This is a genomic window from Dyadobacter sp. CY343 (assembly GCF_021390335.1).
In the GTDB taxonomy this organism is placed as follows: domain Bacteria; phylum Bacteroidota; class Bacteroidia; order Cytophagales; family Spirosomataceae; genus Dyadobacter.
The window spans coordinates 393,122-419,967 of the sequence record NZ_JAJUXK010000001.1; the positions used below are offsets into that span (position 1 = coordinate 393,122).

General features: G+C 46.0%; 19 protein-coding genes. 12 read left to right on the forward strand and 7 right to left on the reverse strand.

All coding sequences use genetic code 11. The features are described from left to right. Nucleotides 1-53: 53 nt before the first annotated feature. Together LZG94_RS01555 and LZG94_RS01560 are read right to left on the reverse strand one after the other, a co-directional pair. On the reverse strand, nt 54-2,171 hold the full coding sequence (locus tag LZG94_RS01555; protein WP_233790214.1) for a peptidylprolyl isomerase: 2,118 nt from the start codon (nt 2,169-2,171) through the stop codon (nt 54-56). Nucleotides 2,172-2,311: 140 nt separating this feature from the next. Next, nucleotides 2,312-2,737, reverse strand: a complete 426-nt coding sequence (locus LZG94_RS01560; RefSeq protein ID WP_215233866.1) for a hypothetical protein — start codon at nt 2,735-2,737, stop codon at nt 2,312-2,314. Nucleotides 2,738-2,946: 209 nt separating this feature from the next. Here LZG94_RS01560 and LZG94_RS01565 point away from each other — a divergent pair, with 209 nt between their 5' ends. Continuing rightward, nucleotides 2,947-3,249, forward strand: a complete 303-nt coding sequence (locus tag LZG94_RS01565; protein WP_233790216.1) for an SCP2 sterol-binding domain-containing protein — start codon at nt 2,947-2,949, stop codon at nt 3,247-3,249. Nucleotides 3,250-3,314: 65 nt separating this feature from the next. Then, nucleotides 3,315-4,766 carry a Gfo/Idh/MocA family protein gene (locus LZG94_RS01570; RefSeq protein WP_233790217.1) on the forward strand — a complete coding sequence of 484 codons (1,452 nt, stop codon included), beginning with the start codon at nt 3,315-3,317 and terminating at the stop codon, nt 4,764-4,766. Between the two features lie 105 nt (nt 4,767-4,871). Here the strand turns inward: LZG94_RS01570 and LZG94_RS01575 are convergent, their stop codons facing one another. After that, nucleotides 4,872-5,591, reverse strand: coding sequence for a pyridoxine 5'-phosphate synthase (locus LZG94_RS01575; protein ID WP_233790219.1), 720 nt, complete (start codon nt 5,589-5,591; stop codon nt 4,872-4,874). 238 nt (nt 5,592-5,829) lie between these two features. On the opposite strand from LZG94_RS01575, the gene LZG94_RS01580 reads away from it, so the two are divergent. The 6 genes from LZG94_RS01580 to nadB all read left to right on the forward strand — a co-directional run bounded on the left by LZG94_RS01580 (nt 5,830) and on the right by nadB (nt 12,227). Then, on the forward strand, nt 5,830-6,279 hold the full coding sequence (locus LZG94_RS01580; RefSeq protein WP_233790220.1) for a GatB/YqeY domain-containing protein: 450 nt from the start codon (nt 5,830-5,832) through the stop codon (nt 6,277-6,279). Then, entirely contained in the window at nt 6,276-6,809 is a 534-nt protein-coding gene (locus tag LZG94_RS01585) for a CvpA family protein (RefSeq protein ID WP_215233861.1), read from the forward strand. Before LZG94_RS01580 ends, LZG94_RS01585 begins: the two co-directional genes overlap by 4 nt. Nucleotides 6,810-6,912: 103 nt before the next feature. Next, complete coding sequence (gene rlmN / locus LZG94_RS01590) at nt 6,913-7,965, forward strand: 23S rRNA (adenine(2503)-C(2))-methyltransferase RlmN (RefSeq protein WP_215233860.1); 1,053 nt, start codon at nt 6,913-6,915, stop codon at nt 7,963-7,965. Between the two features lie 87 nt (nt 7,966-8,052). Continuing rightward, nucleotides 8,053-9,474 carry an inorganic phosphate transporter gene (locus LZG94_RS01595; RefSeq protein ID WP_233790228.1) on the forward strand — a complete coding sequence of 474 codons (1,422 nt, stop codon included), beginning with the start codon at nt 8,053-8,055 and terminating at the stop codon, nt 9,472-9,474. Nucleotides 9,475-9,624: 150 nt separating this feature from the next. Next, a complete protein-coding gene (nadA, locus tag LZG94_RS01600; protein WP_233790229.1) occupies nt 9,625-10,620 on the forward strand; it encodes a quinolinate synthase NadA in 996 nt (331 codons plus the stop codon). Nucleotides 10,621-10,649: 29 nt separating this feature from the next. Next, nucleotides 10,650-12,227: an L-aspartate oxidase gene (gene nadB / locus LZG94_RS01605; RefSeq protein WP_215233857.1), complete on the forward strand. Its 1,578-nt coding sequence runs from the start codon at nt 10,650-10,652 to the stop codon at nt 12,225-12,227. A 46-nt stretch (nt 12,228-12,273) separates the two neighbouring features. Here nadB and LZG94_RS01610 read toward each other — a convergent pair whose 3' ends face one another. Beyond that, entirely contained in the window at nt 12,274-13,623 is a 1,350-nt protein-coding gene (locus LZG94_RS01610) for a vanadium-dependent haloperoxidase (RefSeq protein ID WP_233790231.1), read from the reverse strand. Between the two features lie 553 nt (nt 13,624-14,176). Here LZG94_RS01610 and LZG94_RS01615 point away from each other — a divergent pair. The 4 genes from LZG94_RS01615 to LZG94_RS01630 all read left to right on the forward strand — a co-directional run bounded on the left by LZG94_RS01615 (nt 14,177) and on the right by LZG94_RS01630 (nt 24,000). Then, nucleotides 14,177-17,332 (forward strand): SusC/RagA family TonB-linked outer membrane protein, encoded by a 3,156-nt coding sequence (locus LZG94_RS01615; protein WP_409013238.1) that lies wholly within the window; start codon nt 14,177-14,179, stop codon nt 17,330-17,332. 11 nt (nt 17,333-17,343) lie between these two features. After that, nucleotides 17,344-19,224 carry a RagB/SusD family nutrient uptake outer membrane protein gene (locus LZG94_RS01620; RefSeq protein WP_233790235.1) on the forward strand — a complete coding sequence of 627 codons (1,881 nt, stop codon included), beginning with the start codon at nt 17,344-17,346 and terminating at the stop codon, nt 19,222-19,224. 95 nt (nt 19,225-19,319) lie between these two features. Further along, a complete protein-coding gene (locus LZG94_RS01625) occupies nt 19,320-22,703 on the forward strand; it encodes a VCBS repeat-containing protein (RefSeq protein ID WP_233790236.1) in 3,384 nt (1,127 codons plus the stop codon). Beyond that, on the forward strand, nt 22,687-24,000 hold the full coding sequence (locus LZG94_RS01630; RefSeq protein ID WP_233790237.1) for a vanadium-dependent haloperoxidase: 1,314 nt from the start codon (nt 22,687-22,689) through the stop codon (nt 23,998-24,000). Before LZG94_RS01625 ends, LZG94_RS01630 begins: the two co-directional genes overlap by 17 nt. Here the strand turns inward: LZG94_RS01630 and LZG94_RS01635 are convergent. The 3 genes from LZG94_RS01635 to LZG94_RS01645 are packed head-to-tail and all read right to left on the reverse strand — an operon-like array spanning nt 23,997 to nt 26,834. Continuing rightward, entirely contained in the window at nt 23,997-25,196 is a 1,200-nt protein-coding gene (locus LZG94_RS01635) for an ATP-binding protein (protein ID WP_233790238.1), read from the reverse strand. The two genes, LZG94_RS01630 and LZG94_RS01635, sit on opposite strands and share 4 nt — an antisense overlap. A gap of 23 nt (nt 25,197-25,219) precedes the next feature. Continuing rightward, nucleotides 25,220-25,987: a patatin-like phospholipase family protein gene (locus LZG94_RS01640; RefSeq protein WP_233790239.1), complete on the reverse strand. Its 768-nt coding sequence runs from the start codon at nt 25,985-25,987 to the stop codon at nt 25,220-25,222. 1 nt (nt 25,988) lies between these two features. Continuing rightward, nucleotides 25,989-26,834 (reverse strand): MBL fold metallo-hydrolase, encoded by an 846-nt coding sequence (locus LZG94_RS01645; protein ID WP_233790240.1) that lies wholly within the window; start codon nt 26,832-26,834, stop codon nt 25,989-25,991. Between the last annotated feature and the right edge of the window lie 12 nt (nt 26,835-26,846).

A 26,846-nucleotide genomic window follows, 5' to 3' on the forward strand; every position in this document is an offset into this window, starting at 1 on the left:
GAGGAGCAGAAATGAATTCTGCTCCTCTTAGTGAAAGATTATTTTTATTTATCTCAGAAAAACTTAGCTCTGTTATCTTCGATTTTCGCGTTGTCCCTGATCGCCTCGTTTACCAGGTAAGACGTTCTGCCTTCCAGTGATTGAGTCAACTGCGTTTTGTACTGCGTAAAATCCGCAATTTTAGGAGCTTCTGTTTTGTTCAGCAGTTCTACGATGAAAACACCGTTCTCGCCAGTGAATACATCTGATTTCTGACCAGCTTTCAAACCAAAAGCTTTTCCTAATGCGATCGGATCAAATCCTGCGCTGGTAAGGAAGCCGGTTGCCAATGAAATATCATTTGCTGATTCAACCAATGCGCCTGCACCGTATTTCTTTGCAATTGCATCCAGATCGCCGGTTGCGCCTTTCAGCTTGGCTGTAATTTGTTCCGCTTTGATCTGGTTACGTACCTTGGTAGTAAGCTCATCACGGAAATCATTCACTTTCACGTCTTTTGCATCCGATTTGCCGGTAAGAACAGCCACGATATATTGTTCTTCCGTTTCAAATACCGGAGATACCGAGTTGATTTTAGAATCGTCTTTGAAAGCCCATCTTACAATCTCACGACCATTTTTGATCGCATTGATATTGGTTGAAGACTCAGGAATACGGTTTGCTGTTGCTACGATCAGGTTTTTGTTTTTCTTAACTGCCTCGTCGAACTGTTCTTTTGTTTTTACAGAATTAACAAATTCATCCGCTTTTCTGTAAGCTTCGTCACGTGTTGCCTGACTTGGCGCGATCGTTTTTCCTATTGCAGCAATGCGGTACAGCGTATTGGATTTTGTGTCTGTTACCTTGATAATGTGGAAACCGAACTGGCTTTCTACAAGTCTAGGGATCAAACCAGGTGCGGTAGCAGAGAACACAGCATCTTCAAATGGCTTGACCATTGCACCGTTGTTCTGGAAATAGTCAAGGTCACCACCACGTTGAGCAGATCCAGGATCGGCACTGGAAGTAGCAGCCAAAGCTTCAAAATTTGCTCCTGCTTTAATTTGGGCAAGAATACCTTCCGCTCTTACACGAGCAGCCGCTTTTGCTGAATCCGACTGATTTTCTGCACGGATCAAAATGTGGCTGGCTCTTGCAGATGAGACTGTATCAGAGCGGGTACCGCCGTATTTGTAGATATAATAGGTATTTTCTTCCCGGTAAGGTCCGTAAACACCACCTGGTACGAAAGTCTTAACTGCCTCTTTCAATTGGTCTGACATATTTGCCAGAGACATATTAATAGGAAGCGGAATATCTGAATTCATGCTCGCAAAAGCTGAATCGTTGGGTGCAGCTGCAAGACCTCTCGCCAGTTCTTTGATCTCAGCATAAAGTGCAGCACTGTCATCCTTTGCAGGTTGTACCGGAAAAGTAACGTACTCGATCGAGCGGGTATCTGTTCCCTTATATTCTTTGCGGTGCGCGCTGAGGTAATCTTCCAGCTGCGCGTCGGTAACTTTGATCGTTGTATCTACAACCGAGAAATAAGGTACGTACAGGTAACGCAAGTTGGCTTTCGTGTTTTGCGCTACATATTCTTTCTCAGCCTGTGCTTTCGGAGTATAAGTAGAAAGTCTCAGCAGGTTTTCATATTTACTGCGGGTACGTTCTTCACGAAGGCTTTTCTCAAAATTCTCCCACGATTTTTGTTGTTCGACCGGAAGCGTTTTAAGGTTTTTTAGATAATTGATAACTGCATTTTTATCAAATTTTCCAGTAGTAGGATCCGAAAATGCTTGTAGAATCGATGGGCTGATGTGGTTTCCCTGAACCATATCGTACAGTTCGTCATCTGTAACAGTCAGTCCCAGTTTATCGAATTGGCTTTTATAAGCAATATCCACTACAAACTGGTTCCAGGCCTGATCTCTCAGAGAAGCAAGCTCGCCTTCATTAAGGCTGCGGCCCGATTGCGCTTCGTAGTTCTGGCGGAATCCGTCGACCCTGCCCTGGAAATCTTTTATATTAATTTCTTTGCCGGCTATCTCGCCTACAACCTGGTTATTGTTTCCTCCCAGCATCGAATTGGGGCCCATAAGATCGCCGCCAATCATAAAAAGAATTAAACTGATAGCGATTACCGTCACGGCAATCCCGGATTTCTCTCTGATCTTGTTAATTAAAGCCATTTTCTCGATTCAAAATTAGTGCGCAAAATAAAATCTTTTCTTCGTGGAAAGCAAGACCTTAGATTCTCAATTTCACGAATTGAATGCAACGTGAGTTGCTGCGCGTTAGGGTTAAGATAGGATTAGGTAATATACTGATATTAAGACATGTGTTTCAGGTTCAAAGCATACAGCACGGCCATGAAAATACTCAGGAAGATACCCGCCATCGCATTGATCACTCCAAGCCAGCCGCCTATCAGGAAAAGCGGCGCCAGAAATGCGACCGCAATGCCAGCCAGGTAGAGATAGTAACCTTTCTTATTCAGGTTCCACATTAAATAGGCTGCATAAAGCGCAAGGGATTCAAAAATCAGCATAATGATCGCCGCAGTCCTCACGGAATCAGCTGTGGTTTGTTTGATCACCGATTCGAACATTTTGTCCATTGTTTCCGTATCTGCGGTTGCTTTCTGTGTGTCCAGACTTTCACGCACAGTCTCGAAAGTCTCCCTTGTTTTATCGGCCATGATCTCGGGGCTCCATAGTTTTTCGGAATGAGTCCAAAGACCGGAAACAGCACTCATAAAGGTAAGAAAACACAAAATAGTTAGGAAAGTCGGACGTATTGCGGGAGCACTCATTGAGTAAGATAATCAGCAGGTCAGTTTAGCCTGCCATGTAAAATTTGCGGATTTAGATGAAAACACCAAAGCCGATTTGAATATTCTTAACGTCCAACATACATTTGTCGTTCAGGTCTGACTTAATATTCAACAACACAAAAACCATTATCATGAGCCTTCAAACACTTACCGAGCGCGTAACAAATATGCTCGGCACGGACAGCGGACTGAATGCGACCGCGAAATTTGTAACCGAAGAAGGTACTGTATACGTCGACGGAAAATCGGTGCCGAATGCAGTTTCAAATGAAGATAAAGAAGCAGATTGCACTTTTGAGGTTTCGACTAAAAATGCATTGAAATTGATGGATGGAGACTTAAATGCGATGATGGCTTTAATGTCGGGCAAGCTGAAAATCGACGGGGATATGGGCGTGGCTATGAAAATCGCTGAAACTTTCGGGGGCAAATAGTAGGGCTGTAATAGCGCTGGCTTTTCATCGAGACGGGTTTGTTTTAAAAGAACCTGCAATTCAAAATGGAAAATCAGCAGGCAGAGTCCGGACAGGAGATTAATCGCAGAAAATTCGTCAAAGCTGGCGCAGTAGCCGCGGCGAGCTTTATGATAGTTCCCCGCTACGTGCTGGGGAAGGGATTTATTCCTCCAAGTGACAAGCTTAATATCGCCGCCGTGGGCTGTGGCGGCAAAGCCGATGTAAATATCAGGCTTGCATATAATAATGGTGCAGATAATATGGTCGCTCTTTGTGATGTAGACGACCGTCAGTCAGAAAAATACAGAAAGCAATTTCCCAAAGCACCGTATTACAGGGACTACCGGAAAATGCTGGAAAAGGAAGCCAAAAACATAGATGCTGTCCTGATCACAACCCCGGACCACATGCATTTCCCGATCGCAATGTCCTGCATTGAGCTTGGTAAGCACGTTTATGTCGAAAAACCACTGACCAAGGATATCTGGGAAGCGAGGAACCTGACGCAGGCCGCTAAAAAATATAAGGTAGTGACCCAAATGGGCAACCAGGGCAGTAGCGGCGATGGTACCCGGCAGACGGAAGCTATTGTTCAGTCGGGTGCTATCGGTGATGTTTACAAAATAGAAGTCTGGACCGACCGCCCGGTTTGGCCGCAGGGTGTGAAATCTCCAAAGGATAAAAATGAATCTCAGCCAATCCCGAAAGAAGTAGACTGGGATCTTTGGCTCGGTAATGCTCCAAAACGGCCATATCATGAAGCTTATATGCCTTTCCGGTGGCGGGGTTACTGGGATTTTGGTACCGGGGCGCTTGGGGATATGGGCTGTCATTTTATCGATGTGCCATTTCGGGCAATGAAGCTTGGGTACCCGACTTCCGTCGAATGCAGCGTAGGCTCAGTATATTCCGATTTTTTCAGTCAGGCATTTTTCGATGACGTTTGTCCACCTTCTTCTTCGATACATTTAAAATTTGCTTCAAAAACGCCCGGGAAGGAGATCAGCTTTTCTTGGTACGACGGTGGTATCAGGCCGCAGCTACCCGAAGGTTGCGACTACAAAACCGTTTTCGGTAGTGTGGACGGAGGAATGCTGTTTATCGGTACCAAAGGAATTTTGAGCGCAGAAATGTTTGGAGAAAATCCCAGACTATGGCCGGAGAAGCAATTTGAGAACGTGCGGCTAAATATTCAACCGCGTGAACTGGTACCCGGCGGCCCCGCAGGTCACCAGCAGCAGTTTGTTCAGGCTTGCAAAAAAGGATTTGGCGCTTACACCAGCTCTTCATTTGATCAATCGGGCCCGCTTACTGAGATTGTTTTAATGGGAAACCTGGCGGTAAGAAGCTACCTGCACCGCGAAGCCAAGGCAGACGGAAAAGGATTTACATTCCCCGGCCGGCAAAAGCTGATCTGGGACGGAGATAATATGAAGATCACCAATTTCGATATCGCCAATCAGTTTGTTAAAAGGGAATATAGGAAGGGGTGGTAGCCTTCGTTTTGTCACAACTCCAGCTTTTTTGTCACCCTGAGCGGAGTCGAAGGGTAACGTGCTGCATGTTACCCTTCGACTCCGCTCAGGGTGACAAGCTTTGTGTCACAACTCCAACTCTCTTAAATACATTTGTATCGTATTTTCAAGACCCAGATAAAGTGCGTCGGAGATCAGCGCGTGGCCGATGGAAACTTCGTCCATCCAGGGGATACTTTGTTTGAGGAAGCGCAGATTGTCCAGGCTCAGATCGTGGCCGGCATTTAAGCCCAAACCTACTTCCCTTGCGGTTTCAGCGGCTGCTACGAATGGTAACACCGCTTTTTGTCTGTTCTCAAAATAGCCTGCGGCGTAGGGTTCTGTATAAAGCTCCACGCGATCAGCACCGCATATTTTGGCTCCTTCTACCATTTTTTGATCCGGATCCACAAACACAGAAACACGAATGCCGGCAGACTTGAAAATGCTGATCAGATCTGTCAGTTCACTCTTATTATTAATGGTATCCCAGCCTGCATTGGAAGTAATTGCGTGCAATGCGTCTGGCACGAGCGTAACCTGGTCAGGCTTGTTGGCCAATACCAGCTCGACGAATTTTTTCTCAGAAGGATTACCCTCGATATTAAATTCAGTGGTAACCACTTCTTTCAGATCATACACATCCTGGTAACGAATGTGCCGCTCGTCAGGCCGCGGGTGAACTGTAATACCTTGTGCACCAAATCGCTCACAATCCAGCGCCACTTTCAGTACATTAGGATTATCACCGCCGCGGGAATTGCGCAGGGTAGCAATTTTGTTGATGTTAACGCTTAGGCGAGTCATTTTTTAATGATTGAATGATTGAATGATTTGGTTAATACTTGTTGAAGGCGCTAATGAGCGATCCGGTGCAATGAATGCTTTGATTCGGGTTATTTGGGACGAATCTCTTAAATTCGCCGATTGCAAATTTAGTGTTCACTAGTTCAAAATACGTTTTATAAACAATTAATCAAATATTCATCGCGCCGGCACCCGGCAATTCAGTCATTCAGTCATTCAATCATTCAACATTAAAAACATGTCTTTAAAAACACAAGTCGAGTCGGGTATAAAAGATGCAATGCGGGCTAAGGATCAGGATACTTTGCGTGCACTCCGCGCTATTAAGTCTTTGATTTTATTGGAAGAAACAAAAGGCGGCGCGAGCGGCGAGCTGACTTCTGATGACGAGCTGAAATTGCTGACCAAAGCAGCCAAGCAACGCCGTGAATCAGCCGATATTTACAAGACTCAAAACCGTGAGGATCTTCTGCAAAAAGAAGAGGCAGAATTAGCGGTCATCGAACAATTCCTGCCAAAACAACTTACTGAGGACGAATTGAAAGCGAAATTGCAGGAAATTATTACCCGAATAGGAGCTTCGGCGCCTTCTGATATGGGCAAAGTAATGGGCGTGGCGACCAAGGAACTGGCTGGCCAGGCTGACGGAAAAGTAGTATCTGCATTGGTGAAGGGATTGCTCGCATGAAATTACTGGATGTAATCATCCTCATTCCGCTTTTGTGGGGTGCATTACATGGTTACCGCAAAGGTTTGCTGATCGAAATTATCGGAATAGCAGGTTTTGCCGTGGCTATGGTTTTGGGGTTTAAATTTTTAGGGCTCGGAATGGAGGTATTAACCCCCTATTTCAGCGATAGTATGGCCAAGCGGATCCTGCCTTATATCGGGTTTTCAGTGATTTTCTTTCCTACCATATTCTTATTGAATCAATTCGGATATATGATCCGGCGCTCGCTGAGGTATTCTATTCTGGGTACTTTCGACAGTTTTGCCGGCGCGATGGTGGGCGTTTTTACGTGGGTTTTCGGGATCAGCGTTTTTTTCTGGCTGGTGGATATGATCGGAGTGAAAATTCCGGCGCACCGCACAGATGATACCTACCTTTATCCGCTGGTAGTACCTATTGCGCCCAATCTGATTACGAAAGCATTGTCGATCATGCCCGCAGGTACCGACCTGATCCGCGAGTGGAAAAGTGAATATCTAACCGATTGAACTTTCAGAATCAGCGCCGGGTTAAGTTTTCGTTGCTGACTTTCAGTACCTTTGCAGCTCAAACAGGCCGAATGCAAAACGCATTTGACCCAAAAAAATAAAAATGACCGGAATACAAGACAAGCAGGATATCCGAAAATTGACAGTCGATCAGCTGAAAGGCTGGATGGCCGAGCACGGAGAAAAAGCTTTCAGGGCGAAGCAGATATATGAATGGATCTGGAAAAAATCTTCCCATTCGTTCGCCGAAATGACTAATCTTTCCCTTCCTACCCGCCAGTTGATGGATGAACATTTTGTCATTCATAATATGGAAGTGGCAAAACAGCAGCAAAGCAACGACGGTACGATCAAATCTGCATTCAGACTATTTGACGGAAATCTGGTAGAAGGCGTTTTAATCCCTGCCACAGACAGAATGACCGCCTGCGTGAGCAGCCAGGTTGGTTGCTCGCTTACCTGCAAATTTTGCGCAACCGGATATATGGACCGCAAACGCAACCTGGAAGCAGGCGAAATTTACGATCAGGTAGTGGCGATCGCGCGCCAGGCGGAAGGAAGTTTCAATGCGCCGCTTACCAATATCGTGTATATGGGAATGGGCGAGCCGCTTTTGAACTATACCAATGTTCTGAAATCCATCGAGCATATTACCTCGCCGGAGGGACTGAATATGTCGCCTAAACGCATTACCGTTTCTACTGCGGGTATTGCGAAAATGATCAAAAAGCTGGGCGATGATGAAGTGCGTTTCCGGCTTGCATTGTCGCTCCACGCGGCAAATGATGCGAAAAGAAATCAGATTATGCCGATCAATGAATCCAATTCACTCGATAACCTGGCGGAAGCTCTGAACCATTTTTACAGAAAAACGGGCAACAGGATCACTTTCGAATACATCGTTTTCAATAATTTCAACGATACTTTGCAGGATGCGAAAGAGTTGTGGGAGTTCACTAAAAGGGTTCCGGCGCGGGTGAATATCATCGAATATAATCCGATTGCAGAAGCCGATTTCAAGAATACGGAAGGGGATAAGCTAGATAAGTTCGCCGGGTTTCTGGATGATCGCGGCGTCTCTGTGCATGTGCGCAGAAGTCGTGGGAAAGATATAGACGCAGCGTGCGGCCAGCTGGCAAATAAGGAGACGGCATAAAACTTTGGCTTAACAATTTGTTAATATTGCATCGCTCAAGAATAAGTAGCTTTGTGCTGTTTATAAATAAACTTATATACTTCTTCTATGTTTGGTCTTGAAACCGACATCTTTATTCTCCTCGCTTTTAGCCTTTTAGCCGCCTGCGCATTCGAATTTGTCAATGGTTTTCACGATACTGCCAATGCGGTCGCTACTGTGATTTATACAAATTCCCTGAAACCAAATGTGGCCGTAGTTTGGTCTGGTTTTATGAATTTCTGCGGTGTTTTCTTTGGTGGAATAGCAGTAGCAATGGGTATTGTCAACCTGCTTCCCGTCGAATTGCTCATTGATCAAAACGTTTATCATAGTGCCGCAATGGTCTTCGCGCTGCTTTTCAGCGCGATCATCTGGAACCTGGGTACCTGGTATTTTGGCTTGCCGAGTTCGAGCTCGCATACGCTGATCGGCTCTATTTTAGGGGTAGGTCTTGCATTTACATTCATGCCCGAAAATTCCAATGCAGCGGGTGTAAACTGGTCGAAGGCAAAAGAATTGTTCATGTCGCTGCTGACTTCTCCGATCTTCGGTTTTGCATTGGCGATCATCATTATGTTCATATTAAGGCGCTCACTTTCAAAGCCTTTACGTGAAATCGTTTTCAGTGAGCCCAAGAAAAATCAGCCGCCTCCAATCTGGATCCGCGCTATTTTGATCACAACCTGTACATTAGTAAGCTTTTTCCACGGTTCCAACGACGGACAAAAAGGTGTAGGGTTGGTGATGTTGATATTAATTGGAATTGTACCTGCACATTTTGCATTGGACAATAGCCAGGATCCTATTCAAATGAAAGCGGACCTGATCGGTATCGAGCAGGCGGTTTCAAAAATTGATTCTTCAAGACTTTCAGTTACAGATCGCCACAATCTCGCGACAATTAAACATGAAATTACCAACCTGAATGCACAGGTAAGCGACTCTCTGCCGGAACATAAATTACCGTTGGAAAAAAGAATGGACGCCCGTCGCTCATTGCTTTTGATCAGCCGCAATACAAAAACGATCCTTGATAACGGACACGCAAACCTTGGTTCGGCCGATGCTGCTTACCTCAAAATGCAGTCGGGAAGTGAGCAGGGGATCAGACGTTACACGGATTATGCACCGGACTGGGTTATTTTGATGATCTCACTTTCGCTGGGTCTTGGTACAATGGTGGGCTGGAAACGTATTGTGGTGACGATTGGTGAAAAGATCGGAAAACAACATTTGACTTACGCACAAGGTGCTTCTGCTGAGCTCGTTGCCGCCAGTACCATCGGCGTTTCGTCTTACCTCGGCTTACCGGTGAGTACAACGCACGTACTTTCTTCCGGGATCGCGGGTTCGATGGTAGCCAGTAAAGGTGTCAAAAACTTACAGGGTGGAACAGTCCGGAATATCGTAATTGCCTGGATATTAACATTACCGGTCACTATGCTGCTTTCAGGAACGTTATATGCGTTTTTCCGCTGGATATTATAAGTAAGAAATTTTGTTGGATTGAAGCCGGGGCGGAAACGTTCCGGCTTTTCCATTTGGAAGCCTGTCGCACTTTCTTTGCTTTGGATTGGTTTTAATATCGTAATTTCGAAAAGGAGTTTTAATATCAATTAGAGCCAATTATTCACCAGAATGACAACTATTGAAGAGCAGGTAAACCGTTACGGATATGTCACCGAAGCTGTTGCCGAAGATATCGATCTGATCGCCGAGATCACGAGGTTAAAGAAAGAAAAGAATGCAGTGATCCTCGCACACTATTATGTGGACGCTGAAATTCAGGATCTTGCGGATTATATTGGTGACAGTCTCGGTCTTTCTCAGCAGGCAGCTGCGACGGAGGCAGATATGATCATCTTCTGCGGCGTGCATTTCATGGGAGAGACTGCAAAAATTCTCAGCCCCAATAAAAAGGTGGTTATTCCTGATCTCAACGCAGGATGTTCGCTCGCGGATTCTGCACCTGCCGACAAATTTGCTGCATTCAAGGCCCAATATCCCGATCATATTGTGATCAGTTATATCAACTGTTCAGCGGAAATTAAAGCTTTGACGGACATCGTTTGTACGTCCTCAAATGCCTTGCAGATCGTGGAAAGTCTGCCGAAAGACCAGAAGATCATATTTGCTCCTGATGCAAACTTAGGAAGATATGTCGCGCATCAAACGGGCCGGGATATGGTTTTGTGGGACGGCGCCTGCATTGTTCACATTGATATTTCGAGAGAAAAATTGAAGCAGTTGCAGGATGAAAATCCGGATGCATTGCTGATCGCCCACCCTGAGTGTAAGGAAGATATATTGAAGCAGGCGGATTATGTAAGTTCGACGACCGGGTTGTTGAAGTTTGTTAAAGAATCCAACCATACCAAGTTTATCGTCGCGACCGAAGCAGGCATTTTACACAAAATGAGACAATCGGTGCCGGACAAAAAATTGATTCCTGCGCCAGGTTCGGACAACAATACCTGTGCGTGCTCAGAATGTCCATACATGAAGATGAATACGTTAGAAAAAGTTTATAATGCACTTTATTATGAGCAGCCGGAGATTTTTGTACCGGAAGATATCAGGCTGAAAGCCTACGAATCAGTGGCCCGCATGCTGGAACTGAGCAAAGGTATCTAATCTTATAATTTGTATTTTTCTCTCAATTTATGCCCCAGTTTGATTTTCTGATTATTGGTTCGGGTATTGCCGGACTTAGTTACGCGGCCAAACTCGCCAGACATTTTGATTCCCTGAAACAGGAGAAGTCCATTGCCGTGATCACGAAAGTTCAGGCTGACGAAACGAACACTAAATATGCACAAGGCGGTATTGCGGTCGTTTGGGCAGAATCGGATTCATTTGAAAAGCATATTCAGGATACGATGGACGCCGGCGACGAGGTCAACAAGCGGAATATCGTGGAAATCGTTGTGCGCGAAGCGCCCGAGCGGATCCAGGAACTGATTGATTATGGTACCCGGTTCGACAAGGAAAGCGGGGGAGAATATGACCTGGCAAAAGAAGGCGGACACTCGGATAACCGGATTCTACATTTCAAGGATATCACCGGCGCCGAAATAGAGCGGGCACTTTTGGAAGAAGTGAACCGGCACAAAAGCATTCAGATATTTACCCACTATTATGCTGTCGAACTGATCACGCAGCACCATTTGGGCGAGACCGTTTATCGTTACCAGGAGGATATCAAGTGTTTTGGCGCGTATGTTCTGAACCGCCAGACCGGAGATGTTGAAAAATTTATAGCAAAAACTACGATGCTCGCGACCGGCGGGATCGGGAATATCTACCAAAGTACTACCAACCCGACGATCGCGACCGGCGACGGAATTGCGATGGCTTACCGGGCAAAAGGGATTTGCGACAATATGGAATTTATTCAGTTCCATCCTACCAGCTTCTACAAACCAGGTCAAAAACCCTCATTCCTCATTTCCGAAGCAGTACGCGGTTTTGGAGGAATATTGAAAAGGGCCGATGGAAGTACATTTATGGAAAATTACGATTCGAGGCTTTCGCTCGCGCCCAGGGATATTGTGGCCCGCGCTATTGACTCGGAAATGAAGAAAAACGGGGTGGATCACGTGTACCTGGACGTGCGGCATTGTGACTATGAAAAATTCGTCGAGCATTTTCCGAATATCACAGAATACTGTCTGAATGAGGGAATTGATGTACGGAAAGATATGATACCGGTAGTGCCTGCGCAACATTATATGTGCGGAGGAATTCGGGTAAATGAATGGGGCAAAACCAATATCGACTTTTTATACGCAGTGGGTGAATGTGCCTGTACAGGTTTGCACGGATCCAACAGGCTCGCTTCCAATTCATTACTGGAAGCGGTGGTTTTTGGTCACCGCGCTTATGAAAGCACCATATCCAGTTTTGAAAATGCCTTTACTCCTGATAACATCCCAGAATGGGACGATTCAGGCACAACACATCCCGAAGAGCAGGTATTGGTCACAGAAATGACGCGGGAGCTGAATAGTATCATGTCCAATTACGTGGGCATCGTCCGCACCGATCGCCGGATGAAACGCGCATACGACCGGCTTGAATTGCTGCACCAGGAGCACGAAGATCTGTACCGCGAATCCAAAATTTCCGTGGCAATATGTGAGCTGCGAAACATGATTTCTGTTTCGTATCTGATCATTAAAATGGCAATGGCGCGAAGAGAAAACATCGGCCTGCACTACAATGCGGATCGAGTTGCGTAGATCGGATCGCGTAGATCGGATCGCGTAGATCGGATCGCGTAAAAAATCACTTACTGGCAATTGCGTGACGACCTTTCTTGGTAACCGCGCGTTGCCAGACATTTTGACCGATTTTTTCACCTAGATAAGTACCTTCCTCGACACCGTCGCGGTAGTGGATCCCGCCATAAACGCGGCTCATAGAGGCATCCCAGTAAGCTTCTTTGAACGATTTAAAGGATTTTACACCATGCCCGTATTTCTTTTCAGTCGAATCTGTAAAAGCTACATTGTCGCCGATCAGGTTCGTTAATACCACTCCGCATGCAGCTGAAATGGTACTGTGGCCACTTACATATTCCGGGAAAGCCGGCGTTTCGAGGAATGGTCGCCAGTTTGGGTCCCAGTTATTATTGATAACCGTTTCGGGCCGGATCCTCACGGTTCTGTATTTTTCATCCCAGCAAGCTGAAAACGCGTCAAACAATGCCAATGCGCCCAATGTATATGCTTCGGTGGAGCGGATCAGATCGAGCTTTTTATCTGTCGATACTGTTCTGATAATAGCGAGCCAGTGCCCGGCAGGAGTCATTTTCTTGTTTGCGAACATTGCGTGGCCGACTACATTGGTAACAAATGCATTATCATCCCAAAAATAGGCAGCTGCCTTTTGCTCTTCGGTCAGCGTTTTGCCGGTGTTATAAACCTCCATCGCTAACTTCATAAACTTGCTGTTTTTGTCAAGATCGTACTTGGCCGGGGGCGGGCAACGGAACTGTGTAATCGAATCTAATGTGAAAGTCCGGACCGTATTCCACATAGGTTCACAAGCATCAGCGTAAGCGGGCGGCGTAGGTACCCAGGTGCCGGGCGCGTGCGTTACCGTGTACCTGTAACCACGGATTTCCTTATAGTGATCTTTGGAAGAATATTGCATCACATGCTTCGCAACCGAGTCACCGTATGCTAGTGACCGTTCGTATACTTCTTCCGGAATTCCCATGTTTTGATACTTCTCGAAAAGCCCTTTTTCATACTTATCCCACATATCACCTGAGAAAGTCAGTGTGCGGCCCACGGAAGTAAATGCCCGGATACTAGCCAGGGGAAAGCAATAGGCAAGGGAGGAATCAGGCTTTGGCGGTGCTGTAAATTTGACCAGCTGGCCTGCAAGAGATTGATATTCAGGATACCCGGGCGCTAGTGCTTCGTATGCAGCTAAGAAAGAATAGCTGTAAATGCGGCTTGCAACCGGCGGTTTGAAAATATCGTGGATGATCACGTCCGTCAGGTAGGTAGCGGTTTCGTGGAAAAGCGCTGGATCTGCCGCCTTTGCATTGTATTCGGCTGGCGTGAGCTCTTTTTTACAACTAAAACAAAAGGCGAGAACGACCAGGGAGAGTAAGCTTAATCTCATTACAAGTAGATAGGTGGGTAAAGACAGTAGCAGTTAAGAATACGAATATAAATAATCAATCAGTGGTTACCAATTCTGGATTAAAGAACGAATAATTGTAACTTATATATGACAAAAAGTGCATTTCCAGCTAAATAAGTGATATCTATTGTTATTTTCTTATAAATTATAGACTATAACCGTGAATGCTTTCTTTTGTTAAATAATTAATATCTTTTTGTACAATCGCATGAGTAAATCATTCTGATATGTACTTATCGAAGGGATTTTGCAGGCGCTGTAAATCGAATTGTGTTAAAAGTACACCCTCTGAATTAATGACTGAACGTTTCAACCACCATTAAAAAAAGCGTATGTAAAAACTTTCCGATCCAACTCTTCTTTGACTTGTAGACTACTTCCGTGACTGGGAGAATTTATCAGCTCTACGTTCCGTGCTTATACGGTTAAGCAACTTTCAATTACCACTTTTAACTCTAAATTTTAATCTATGAGATTTTCTACTGATTGGGTACCCCGTGTCGTGTCGCGTGGTATTTTTTCACTTCTCCTCATGCTTGCTTTTGTGACAGCTGCCCACGCGCAAAACACAATCAAAGGTAAGATCAAGGATGAGCAAGGCCAGGCATTGCCGGGTGTAAGTGTAGTCGTAAAAGGGACTACCGCTGGGACTGTGACCGACAACGAGGGTAACTACACTGTGAATGCAGAAAGAAATGCCACGCTCGTCTATTCATTTATCGGTTACCTAACCCAGGAAATTGCGACCGGGAACAGGAATTCTGTCGATATCACGCTGCAAACTGATACCAAAGCACTGGAAGAAGTGGTGGTTGTGGGTTACGGTACCGCCAAAAAAGCGACGCTTACCGGTTCAGTTACAGCCGTTAAAGGAGCCGAATTGCAAAAAGCACCGGCAGCCAACTTATCAAATACATTGGGTGGCCGCCTTCCGGGTGTTTCTGCTGTACAGGCAAGTGGTGAACCAGGTTATGATGGATCAGCAATCCGTATCCGCGGTACCAACTCTCTGGGTAACAGCAATGCACTGATCGTTGTCGACGGGGTACCAAACAGAAGTGGTGGTCTTGACCGGATCAACCCTGCTGATATTGAAAGTATTTCGGTTTTGAAAGATGCTGCGGCTGCGATTTACGGTTCACGCGCCGGTAACGGGGTTATCCTGATTACTACCAAACGCGGAAAAACCGGCAAGCCGATGATTTCGTACGATGTTAACCTGGGGTTGTCTGCACCAACGCGTACTCCGGAAATGTCGAATGCAGAAGAATATGCGACAATCCGTAACGAATTGCAGATTTACGATAACCTGCCTGTGGGACAATGGGGCGGTGCTTTGCAAGGATTTAATTCAAACGGATCGTATACCCGTACCGACAATCAAAATGTGGTCAATGCCGTTTTCAAGCCGGAGGATATTCAGAAATTCAGAGACCAATCTTCGCCTCTGCTTTACCCTGATACAGACTGGTACGGTTCGGTACTTCGTAAATGGGCACCTCAGCAGCGCCATAATCTGCAACTGACAGGTGGTAGCGAGAATATCAAATACCTTGCCTCGATCGGGCACATCAAGCAGGACGGATACTACATCAATTCTGCAACCGGTTACAAGCAATATGATATGCGTATCAATCTTGATACAAAAATCAACAAGTATGTGACTGCGAACCTGGGACTTACACTGCGCGAAGAGCACAGACATTTCCCAAGTGGTGGAAACAGCGCGCAGGCGATTTTCCGTATGTTAATGCGTGGAAAGCCAACTGAGATCGCAATCTGGCCAGACGGTCGCCCGGGTCCTGATATCGAAAATGGTCAGAACCCTGCGGTTATCACAACCAATACAACTGGTTATAACAACGATAAAAGAGATTATATCCAGACTAACGGTGGACTTGAAATTCAGATTCCAGGTGTATCCGGGCTAAAAGTAAACGTTATGGCGGCTCTGGATAAGCAGCTGCGTCGTCAGAAAAACTTCGAAACGCCGTGGACTTTGTATTCGTGGCCTGACAAATCTAAATTCGAAGCAGATGGCGTAAGCCCGCTCCTTAGCGGAACAGTTCGCTCTACTTTCAAAGATCCTCGTTTGAGAGAAAGTGCTTCTCAGGAGCTTTCAATCCAGCTTACTGGTCAGGTTTCTTACGAAAAATCTGTGGGCGCGCATAACTTCAATGTGATGGCGGGTATTCAGAATGAAAAAGTGGATGCAGACGGATTCTTTGCATTCCGCAGGTATTTCATCTCTCCGGTAGTTGACCAGCTATTCGCGGGTGGTACTGCCGAGCAGGATATCAATAACTTCGATTTGTACAAAAGAGCGCGTTTGAGCTACTTCGGTCGTGCAGGTTACAACTACAAAGAGAAATATCTGGCTGAATTCCTTTGGCGTGTGGATGGTTCTTACGTGTTTCCAAAAGAAGGCCGTTTCGGATTTTTCCCTGGGGTTTCGGCGGGATGGAGGGTTTCGGAAGAAGACTTCTGGAAAAACAATATCCGCTTCCTGAACAATGTGAAAGTACGCGGATCGTGGGGCCAAATGGGTGCAGAACCCTATTTCCTTGGAACAGAAACACTGGCTGAATACCAGTATCTGTCTACAATGGGCTTCGGAAGCTACATCATCGGCGACCAGGTTGCTAAAACCTTGCTCGAATCCCGTGTTGCTAACAAGAACTTCACCTGGGAGGTTGCCAACAATACCAACTTCGGTATCGAGGGTACACTGTTCCGTGATAAAGTCGCTTTCGAATTTGATTATTTCGTAAACAACCGTTCTAATATCCTGATCCCTAAGGCTGGTTCTACACCTTCAACCGCAGGTATCGACGGAAAGCTTCCTCCTCAAAACCTGGGTAAGCTGCAAAACAAAGGATGGGAATTCAAAGTGAGCTACGATGGTAATGCGGGTGATTTTACTTATTCTGTCAGTGTAAATGGTGGTTTTGCTAAAAATGAGATTAAATACTGGGATGAAACGCCGGGTGCTCCTTCTTATCAGAGATCTACCGGAATGCCTTACAACTCATTCCTAGTCTATCAGTTTGACGGTGCATTCAGAGACCAGGCTGAGATCGATGCCAATCAAATCGATTACAGCCCGATCACTGGTAACCTGAGACCAGGTGATATGAAGTTCAAAGATGTGAATGGCGATAAGAAGATCAGTGCGGATGACCGCGTGCGCAGCGAGAAAGTGCAGCGTCCATGGTTTACTGGCGGTGCTTCTATCAACCTTGGCTACAAAGCATTTGACCTTTCAGTATTGTTCCAGGGCGCTACCGGCGGTTTGCAGATCATCGGTCTGACAGAATCCGGCGACATTGGTAACTATCTGAAATATGACTTCGACCACCGCTGGACGATCGATAACCCAACTAGCGAGTACCCACGTTTGACAAACCGTAACAACCGTTACTACACGAACACTGGTCAGGCGGGTATTAATGATTACTTCCTGAAAAGCAGCAATTACCTGCGTTTGAAAAACATCGAACTCGGTTACAATCTGCCTTCTGAGATCGGATCGAAAATCGGATTGAGCAATCTGAGAATTTATGTGAACGGACTGAACCTGCTTACGATTGACAAGATCAAAGTGTGGGATCCGGAAGCGACCAGAAATGATGGTCAGTATTATCCTCAGGCAAAAATTATGAGCGCTGGTGTACGTTTGGCATTTTAATGAAAACAAATATGAAATTAAGATATAAAGGTTTAGCTATCGTAATGCTGTTGGCGGGCGGTTTGGCATCGTGCGATACCGAGTTCCTCGACGTAACTCCACCGACCGAAATCCCGACCGAGGAGGTTTGGAAAGACGGGGCATTGGCAGAAGGTTTTGTAACGGGTAATTATGGAGGACTTCAGCAGGGTGGATTTAGTGAGCAAATGCTCGCTTCCCTCACGGACGAAGCCGTTTTTACCCACACTGGTCGTAATATCAACACGGTGACCGAAGGAAGTTTAAGCCCGTCCAATCTGGGCTGGGTTGACGCGACTTACGGATGGAGCCAGATGTATACGCAGGTTCGTAATGCAAATATTGCATTGAACAACCTGCCTATCGCTACTTTCACTGACGAGGCGTTGAAAGCCAGACTGATCGGAGAAGCTTACTTCCTGAGAGCTTACTACTATCAGCAGCTGGTGCGTTACTATGGATCTGTTCCTATCATCAAAAAAGTGTACAAACTGAATGAAGATTATTCAGTGGCACGTAACACTTTTGACGAATGTATCAAGGCGATCGTAAGTGATTGCGACAGTGCTGCATTGTTATTGAAAGGGAAAAATCTTGCAAAAGGCCGCGCCACTGAGGCAGCTGCTTTGTCACTGAAAGCGAGGGTACTCCTTTACGCTGCAAGTGATTTGCACGATATCCCGACTGCCAAAGCGAAATCTTCGGTAATCGCAGGCTATCCTAATCCGGAATTCCTGGGTTACACAACCGGCGACCGCAAAGCACGCTGGCAAGCGGCGCAGGTAGCTGCGAAAGCTGCTTTGGACGCAACAATAGGCGGAGGTTTCAAGCTGAACTTGGCTGCACCCGTAACTCCGGAACAAGGCAAACTTAATTATGTGTCGATCGCAATGGGCGGCGCAAGTGCTGACAAAACCCTTGATGCAAGTGCCGGAAGTGAGATCGTTTTTGGCCGTTACTTCTCGCCAAGTATGAATGAAGGCGCGCGCCAGACAGGTTTGAACAACGGTCCTAACGGATACCACAACTGGGCGGGTAATACGCCGATCGGTACGTTGGTTGACGATTACCAGATGATGGACGGAACTGCATTTGCCTGGACCAACCCTGTTCACAAGGCGAGTCCTTACGCAAACCGTGATCCTCGTCTTTATGCAACCGTAATGTACGATGGTGCACCCTGGAAGCCACGTCCTTCCGATGCCAAAGATCCTGCCAACCAGATCCAGACAGGCGCTTATGATTTGCTTGATGACAAAGGTGCATTGATCAACCGCAAAGGATTGGATACCAGAAGCAGCTCAATCGAAGACTGGAACGGTAGCCGCACAGGATATTACATGCGTAAATTTATCGACCCGAATCCAGGTTTATATGACAATACCGACCGTCAGAATATTCCTTGGCCATTTATCCGCGTGACTGAAAACGTATTCAATTACGTAGAGGCAAGCATTGAATTGGGTCAGGACGCAATTGCGTTGGAATGGTTGAACAAAATCCGTTTCCGCGTCGGTATGCCTGCATTGAAAGTATCGGGAGCTGCATTGAAAGATGCTTTACGTCACGAGAAAAGGGTTGAAATGGCTTATGAGGAACATCGCTACCACGATGCACGTCGGTGGATGATCGCTGAGGCTACATTGGGCCGGCCACTTCAATACATCAACGTGATCGGTAAATTCAAGGCGGGTAAGTCGATGAAAGAGCCTTATCATTACGATCCGACGGTTTACGATTATACTTACACGCCGGTGGAGGAAAAGTCTCACGAAAACCGGAAATGGGTGGATAAAATGTACTTCCGTCCGTTCAGCCGCGATGAGATCAACCGGAATGCGTTGTTGGTTCAAAACCCTGGATACGACAAATAGTATTATTTTATTGATTATTTTTACAGAAACTATGTCTTCGAAAAGGAGACATAGTTTCTTTTTTCTATCCCTACTAATAATCCTAGTTCGCTGTTATGATGAGCGCCACATCCTGGAAATCGGGTATTTTGATATTGCTATTCGGTTTGACGCTCGCTTCCTGCAAAAAAGACGCGGAGACGGAAAAGCCGGAAGAGAACACCGGGCCGACACTTTTTACGCTGCTCGCGCCGGAAAAAACCAAGATCGATTTTGCAAATACATTGACAGAAGGTTTGAACACCAATGTGTTGATGTATGAATACTTCTATAACGGTGGCGGCGTGGCTGTCGGCGATTTAAATGGCGACGGGCTCGACGATATTTACTTCACCGGTAATATGGTTTCCAACAAATTATACCTCAATAAAGGGAGTATGATTTTTGAAGATATTACAGCTCAGGCTGGGGTAGGAGGCCGAGAAAAACCGTGGAAAACAGGCGTGACGATGGCCGATGTAAACGGGGATGGAAAGTTGGATATCTACGTTTGTTACTCCGGAAATGTATCTCCTGAAAGTCTAAGGAACCAGCTTTTTATAAATAAAGGAAATAGCGCAAATGGAATTCCTCAGTTTGAAGAGGTGGCATATAAATATGGTTTAGGCGATCCCAGCAACAGTACCCAGGCCGCTTTTTTTGATTTTGACAAAGATGGCGATCTGGATATGTTCCTGCTCAATCATAATCCCAAGTCGCTGCCGATCCTTGATGAAGCCAGTACTGCGGACATTTTAAAGAAGAATGATCCGGTGACAGGAGTAAGATTATTTCGTAACGATCAGAAGGGCGGTGAACCGATTTTTACCGATATCACCGAAAAAGCTGGCATTCTCAGCTCGCCGCTTACTTATGGGCTGGGCATTGGTATTGCCGATATTAACCAGGACGGCTGGCAGGATATGTACATTTCCAACGACTATTCGGTGCCTGATTTTATGTATATCAATAATAAAAACGGGACGTTTACGGACGTGATCGGAGAAGGGATCGGGCATACTTCACATTCATCAATGGGAAACGATATTGCCGACTTCAACAACGACGGGCTGCCGGATATTTTTACGCTCGATATGCTGCCGGAAGATAACAGAAGGCAGAAGCTCCTCGCGGGCCTCGACAATTATGAATTGTTTGATTTCAATGTAAAAGTCGGCTTTCACCACCAGTATATGCGAAATATGCTGCAACTGAACGAGGGCGCGGGCAAAGGTTCTAAGGTTCCTGTTTTTTCAGAAATAGGTCAGCTTGCGGGCGTTTCGAATACCGATTGGAGCTGGGCGTCGCTGTTTGCTGATTATGATAATGACGGCTGGAAAGACCTTTTTATCACCAATGGTAACCTCCGGGACTTCACCAATATGGATTTTGTCAAATTTATGGGCGACCATTTAAAACGGATAGAGGGTCAGGTGAAGCGGGAAGATGTGCTGCAAATGGTCTACCAAATGCCTTCTTCCAATATGAAAAACTATCTTTTCAAAAATAATAAAAATCTTACTTTCAGCAATGTAGCCGACAGCTGGGGATTGGGAGAAGTGTCAAACAGCGGCGGAGCGGCTTATGCGGATCTGGACAACGACGGTGATCTGGATCTGATCGTCAATAACATCAATAAACCAGCATTTATTTACCAAAATGATGGAGATAAGCTGCTGAAAAACAACTATTTAAAAATCAAACTCGAAGGCGAAGGAAAGAATACACTGGGCGCTGGCGCAAAGGTTATCATTTACCAGAAAGGCCAGAAACAATATCTCGAACAAATGCCGACACGCGGTTACCAGTCCAGCGTTTCACCAATTTTGCATTTCGGTTTGGGAAAAGAAACGAGCATTGATTCGCTTTCGATTACCTGGCTGAGCGGTAAGCAGCAAAAATTGATTTTGCCTAAAATCAACCAGCAACTGATACTTGCCGAGAGCAATGCAAAGGCGACCAGGCCCTCGACGAAAAATAGCAACCCAATATTCATTCCCATTACTTCGCCGATCGCATTCAAAAGCGCGTCCAGCCAGACAAACGATTTCAAAAGACAGCCCCTCCTTATCAATCCGATCTCGTTTTCAGGACCTTGTTTGGTAAAAGGCGATATCAATGGCGACGGGCTGGAAGATGTTTTTGCAGGCGGCGGCGCCGGGGAACCTTCGAAATTATACATTCAGCAAAAGGGCGGCGCATTCACAAACAAGCCGGTCGCTGCATTTGAAGCGGACAAGCAGTCGGAAGATGTGGACGCAGTTTTTCTTGATGCAAATGGTGACGGTTTTCAGGATTTGTTTGTGTGCAGCGGCGGCTATGCGAGCTTTATGCCCGAAGATCTCTTGCTGCAAAGCCGGCTGTATATCAATGACGGAAAAGGAAATTTAACCAAAAACACTACTGCATTACCTAAAATGCTCACTAGTACGAGCTGCGTGCGTGTTGCCGATCTGAATGGAGATTCTAAACTGGACCTTTTTGTGGGGGGGCGCGTCATTCCGGGCAGGTATCCCGAGGCGCCCAGAAGTTATATTCTGATCAATGGCGGAAAAGGTAATTTTTCAGATCAAACCAAAAGCTGGAATGCCGACCTGGAAAGGATCGGACTGGTTACCGACGCAGCCTGGACAGATCTTAATAATGACAAAAAACCGGATCTTATATTGGTAGGAGAGTGGATGCCGGTGACAGTACTGATCAATACCAATGGAAAACTGGAAAATAAAACGACCGATTATTTCGACAAACCTTACAAAGGCTGGTGGAATAAAATACTCGTAGATGATTTCAATGGGGACGGAAAACAGGATCTGGTGATCGGAAATCTGGGTCTGAATACGCAATGCAAAGCCAGCGACAAAGAGCCGGTACAAATGCTTTACAAAGATTTTGACGACAACGGGTCCGTCGATCCGATCATGAGTTTTTACATTCAGGGGAAAAGTTATCCTTATGTGACGCGCGACGAAATGCTGGATCAAATGAGCATTATGCGAACCCGTTTTCAGGATTACAATAGTTATGCGGATGCTTCGGTTAAAGAGATATTCACGCCGGAAGAACTTGAAGGAGCGAAAGAGCTGGAATCCAATTATTTGAAAACGGCTTATTTCGAAGGCAATGCGGCCGGGAAGTTTGTTGAAAAAGCGCTGCCGTTGGAAGTTCAGAATTCACCAGTTTACACCATCACCAGCCTCGATTATGATAGCGACGGGACGAAAGACCTGCTGCTTTGCGGAAATGTGAGCAAGGCGCGCCTGCGTTTTGGAAAGTATGACGCTAATTATGGTGTTTTGCTAAAAAATAATGGCAAAGGTCAGTTCAGCTATATTCGTCAGAACGATTCGGGATTTACATTAAAAGGTGATGTGAGAAGCGTTTTGCCGGTGGGTAATAAGTTGTTGTTTGGAATAAATCAGAAGGAAATAAAAGCATATCAGGTTGGAACAGTTCAGTAAGATCATTTTAATACTCGTCTCCGTTTGTCTGTGGTTTGGTTGCGCAAAAGAGCGGAAGGAGCATTTTGTAAGTCCGGACGCGATAGGACAAGTGACGCTGCAAATGACCGACGTGATGGTGCACGACGTGACAAACCCGCCGCTGAGTGCCCGCTTTTTTTCCTATGCCTGTCTGGCGGGATATGAAGTTGTGGCGCAGCATGATACCGCATTCAAAAGCATGAACGGCGTTTTAAACGGTTTTCCTGAAATCGTGAAACCGGCTGTTGAAACTTATTCCTACCAGCTCGCGGCGATCATGGCGATGCTGGAAACCGCCAAGAAAATGCAACCCTCCGGCGCACTTTTGCAGAAATACCAGGATAAACTGGTCGATTCATGCAGGACGCTGGGCTGGAAAGAGGAGGTTCTGGCTGGTTCCAAAACTTATGGAATAGAGATCAGCAAGCAGATCCTGAAATACGCGAAAGCAGACAAATACAACCTGATCAGCAACTTCCCAAGGTACGAGCCGCGCAGGACGCCAGGCACCTGGTACCCGACTCCGCCGGGCTATTTTCCGCCGGTAGAGCCCTATTTTGCAACTGTTCGACCATTTACGCTCGATTCCGCCTCTCAATTTCCTCCTCCTCCGCCGGTAGCGTTCTCGGAAAATAAGAATTCAGAATTCTTTAAACTGATGCAGCAGAATTACGATGACAAATTGGAGCAGGAACACCGGGTTACTGCGGCTTTCTGGGACTGTAATCCGTTTGCACTGGAAAATAAGGGACATTTATTGGTAGGCATGAAGAAAATCTCCCCGGGCGCGCATTGGATGGGGATCACGGATATTGCCTGCCGGCAAGCTAAAACGGATTTCAGCAAAACACTGCTCATCAATACCTCGGTCGCGATCGGGCTAATGGACAGTTTTATGACTTGCTGGGACGAAAAGTACAGAAGCAACCGAATCCGCCCCGAAACGGCGATCCGCAAGTATATCGATCCGACCTGGACGCCATTCCTTCAAACTCCGCCTTTCCCCGAATACCTCAGCGGGCATTCCGTGATCTCGACTTGCTCGGCAGTTATTCTGACGCATTATTTCGGCGAAAATTTTGCCTATACCGATTCAGTGGAAGAGCGGTTCAATTTAAAAGCCCGCAGATTTCCTTCTTTCATGGCCGCCGCGCTTGAATCAGGTATGTCCAGATTTTATGGCGGAATACACTTCATGGACGCAATTACCAACGGGCAAAAGCAGGGGCAGCAGGTTGGGGAATGGGTGATCGGGACTTTAGAACGCCGCGATTAAATTTTACTTAACTCTTTTTCAAGAAAATCAATTAGGCTGATAATCTTGACATTGTGACTTGTAATGTAAGTGTCACTTCCCGGCGTGATGATAAATTTATATGCAGGATCTAAATCCTCAGTACAACTTATAAAACCTCGGGAGACTGTGGGAGCATTACTCAACTTAATCTCGATACATGCGACCGGCGTAATTCCTCTGACCAAAATCAGATCACACTCGGCTCCGGTCTGGGTCCTGTAAAAGAACATATTAATGTCATGTTGAGCCCGTTGATAAATTTGCTCAATAACATATCCTTCCCAGGAAGCACCGACTCCCGGATGTCCTGACAGCTCTTCCGCATTAGGGATATTCAGTAGCCGGTGCAGAATGCCAGTGTCACGAACATATACTTTGGGGGATTTAATCAATCTTTTTTTAGCGTTTACGAACCAGGGTTGAAGGCGTTTGACCATATATCCGCCCTCTAAAAAACTTACGTACCGCAAAACAGTTGGAGCACTAACCCCAAGAGACCTCGCGAAGATTTCAGCATTCCATAGATTGCCATTCGAATGAGCAAGCATGTTCCAGAAATTACGTAAGGTTGTCGGCACCAGCTCCACACTAAAAAGGTGCGCTAAGTCTCTTTCCGCATAACTTCGAATGAAATCGTCCAGCCATTTGGTGGCTTCCTTGTCATTTCCGGAAAGTAAAGCCTCCGGAAATCCACCTCTGAACCAATGGTCACGCATCGGGATTTCATCAGGCAGTTCCGGTAATCCGATTGGGGTTAATTCAATATAGGAGATTCTGCCGGCAAGCGATTCCGAAACGCCCTTGATCAGGGCAGGTGAAGCAGAACCCAAAACAATAAATCTTCCTGGCGTTCGCTCGGCGTCTATCAATGGCCGTAGTAGTGAAAATAGTTCTGGTTGTAATTGGATCTCATCAATAATCACGCAGTTTGCGCTCTGATTTTCAAGAAAAGTGTAGGGATCGCTCAGTTTCACCTGGTCCCTTGGGTTTTCTATATCAAGATATGTGAAGGATTTTTTACTTGAAGTCGCAAGGCTTTTTGCCAGTGTGGTTTTCCCGACCTGCCTCGGACCAAGAATTGCAACCGCCGGCGTCTTCGCCAGCCGCTCCTCAATTATAGATTGGATAATGCGATTTACCATCATGCAATCTAAGTAATAACCTAGTAAATCCAAAGTATAACTTTGGATTTACTAGGTTAATTAATTGTTAGATCTCTGTTGGTCGGGTTTTCCAATAGTTTAGTCGTATAGACATACCCTACTTCAAAAAGCGCTTTCGCTTTCTTGAAATCAAAAATCCCAAACCGGTTCAAGGCGGGTGGTTCTATCATAAGGTTGCATTTTTTGAAGCGCTCGCGGTTTTTGGCGTGCATGGCCAGGATCAGACTTCTGTATACGATCTCGGTAGTTGTTTTTAAAGGTTTGTCGAGACTGAATGGATTGCAGTGACTACCGATAATAATATCCGCTTCGCCCTCCATATGCTCGACGGGCAGATTGTTTAATACCCCGCCGTCGACCATATCGCGGCCATTTATCTGAATAGGACTAAAAAGTCCGGGAATGCAACAGGAGGCCAGCAGCGGCAATGCAAGGTCGCCGCTGCTGTATAGTACAGTCTCACCCGAAACGATATCGGTCGCATTCAGTACTAACGGAATTTTCAGGGATTCGAAGGAATTTTCAGGAATATACTGGCAGATCACCGTTTCAATCCGCTTCATTTGCAGCAAGCCGGTCGCTCCGAAACCTGGTCTTAAATAGGGATAAAAGCTGGTCTGAATAATTTTTTCGAGCACTTCTTCCGGCTGGTATCCGTAAGCTACCATCGCCCCGACGAATGCGCCGGAGCTCGTAGCACTGATCACATCGGGCTTGATACCTTTTTCAAACAAAGCCTGAATAACCCCTAAATGCGCAATTCCACGCGCGCCGCCTCCCGATAGTACCAGACCGATTTTCATTTTAGCTTCTGATAAAATCGCTTAATTTACCCCGTTCCTTTATCCGTATTCCTTTTTCTGTCTGTTCCACGATCGCCGCTTCGTATATCGGATCATGTTCGAAAATGAGAATATGATTTCCATCGGCCGCATCTTGAAGCAGAGCCTGTTTTTCGTCCATCGTTTGCAGCGGGCGCATATCATAGCTCATAATCCAGGGGAGCGGAATGTGAAATGAAGAGGGAAGCAGATCAGCTACGTAAATGATCTTTTGATCTTTATAAGTGATCACGGGCAGCATCATTTGCTCAGTATGCCCATTTACGTACAAAAAATCCATTGAACCAAAAGGGGAAACATTGTCCTGAATAAATTTCAATTGTCCCGATTCTTGCAGAGGAAGTATATTTTCCTTTAAAAAAGAAGCTTTTTCTCTCGGATTTGGATTGACCGCCCATTCCCAATGCGCCTCATTCGACCAGTAAGTTGCATTCGGGAAAGTGGGTACCAGGCGAGCTTGGTCCTGAAAACGCACCGCGCCGCCGACGTGATCAAAATGCAGGTGGGTTAATAGTACATCGGTAATATCCCCCGGCGCAAATCCTTTTTTCTGAATAGAAGAAATCAGCGTCGCGTCGCCGTGCAGGTCATAGTGCCCGAAGAACTTCGCGTCCTGCTTGTCGCCCATCCCGGTGTCGATCAAAATCAGCTTTTCCCCATCCTCAATCAGCAGGCAGCGCATTGCCCACGAGCAGAGGTTTTTCTCGTCAGCTGGATTTTGTTTGTTCCAGAGTGATTTCGGGACTACGCCAAACATCGCGCCTCCGTCGAGTTTAAAAAAGCCGGTATCGATGATGTGGATATTCATATATGGAGCAGA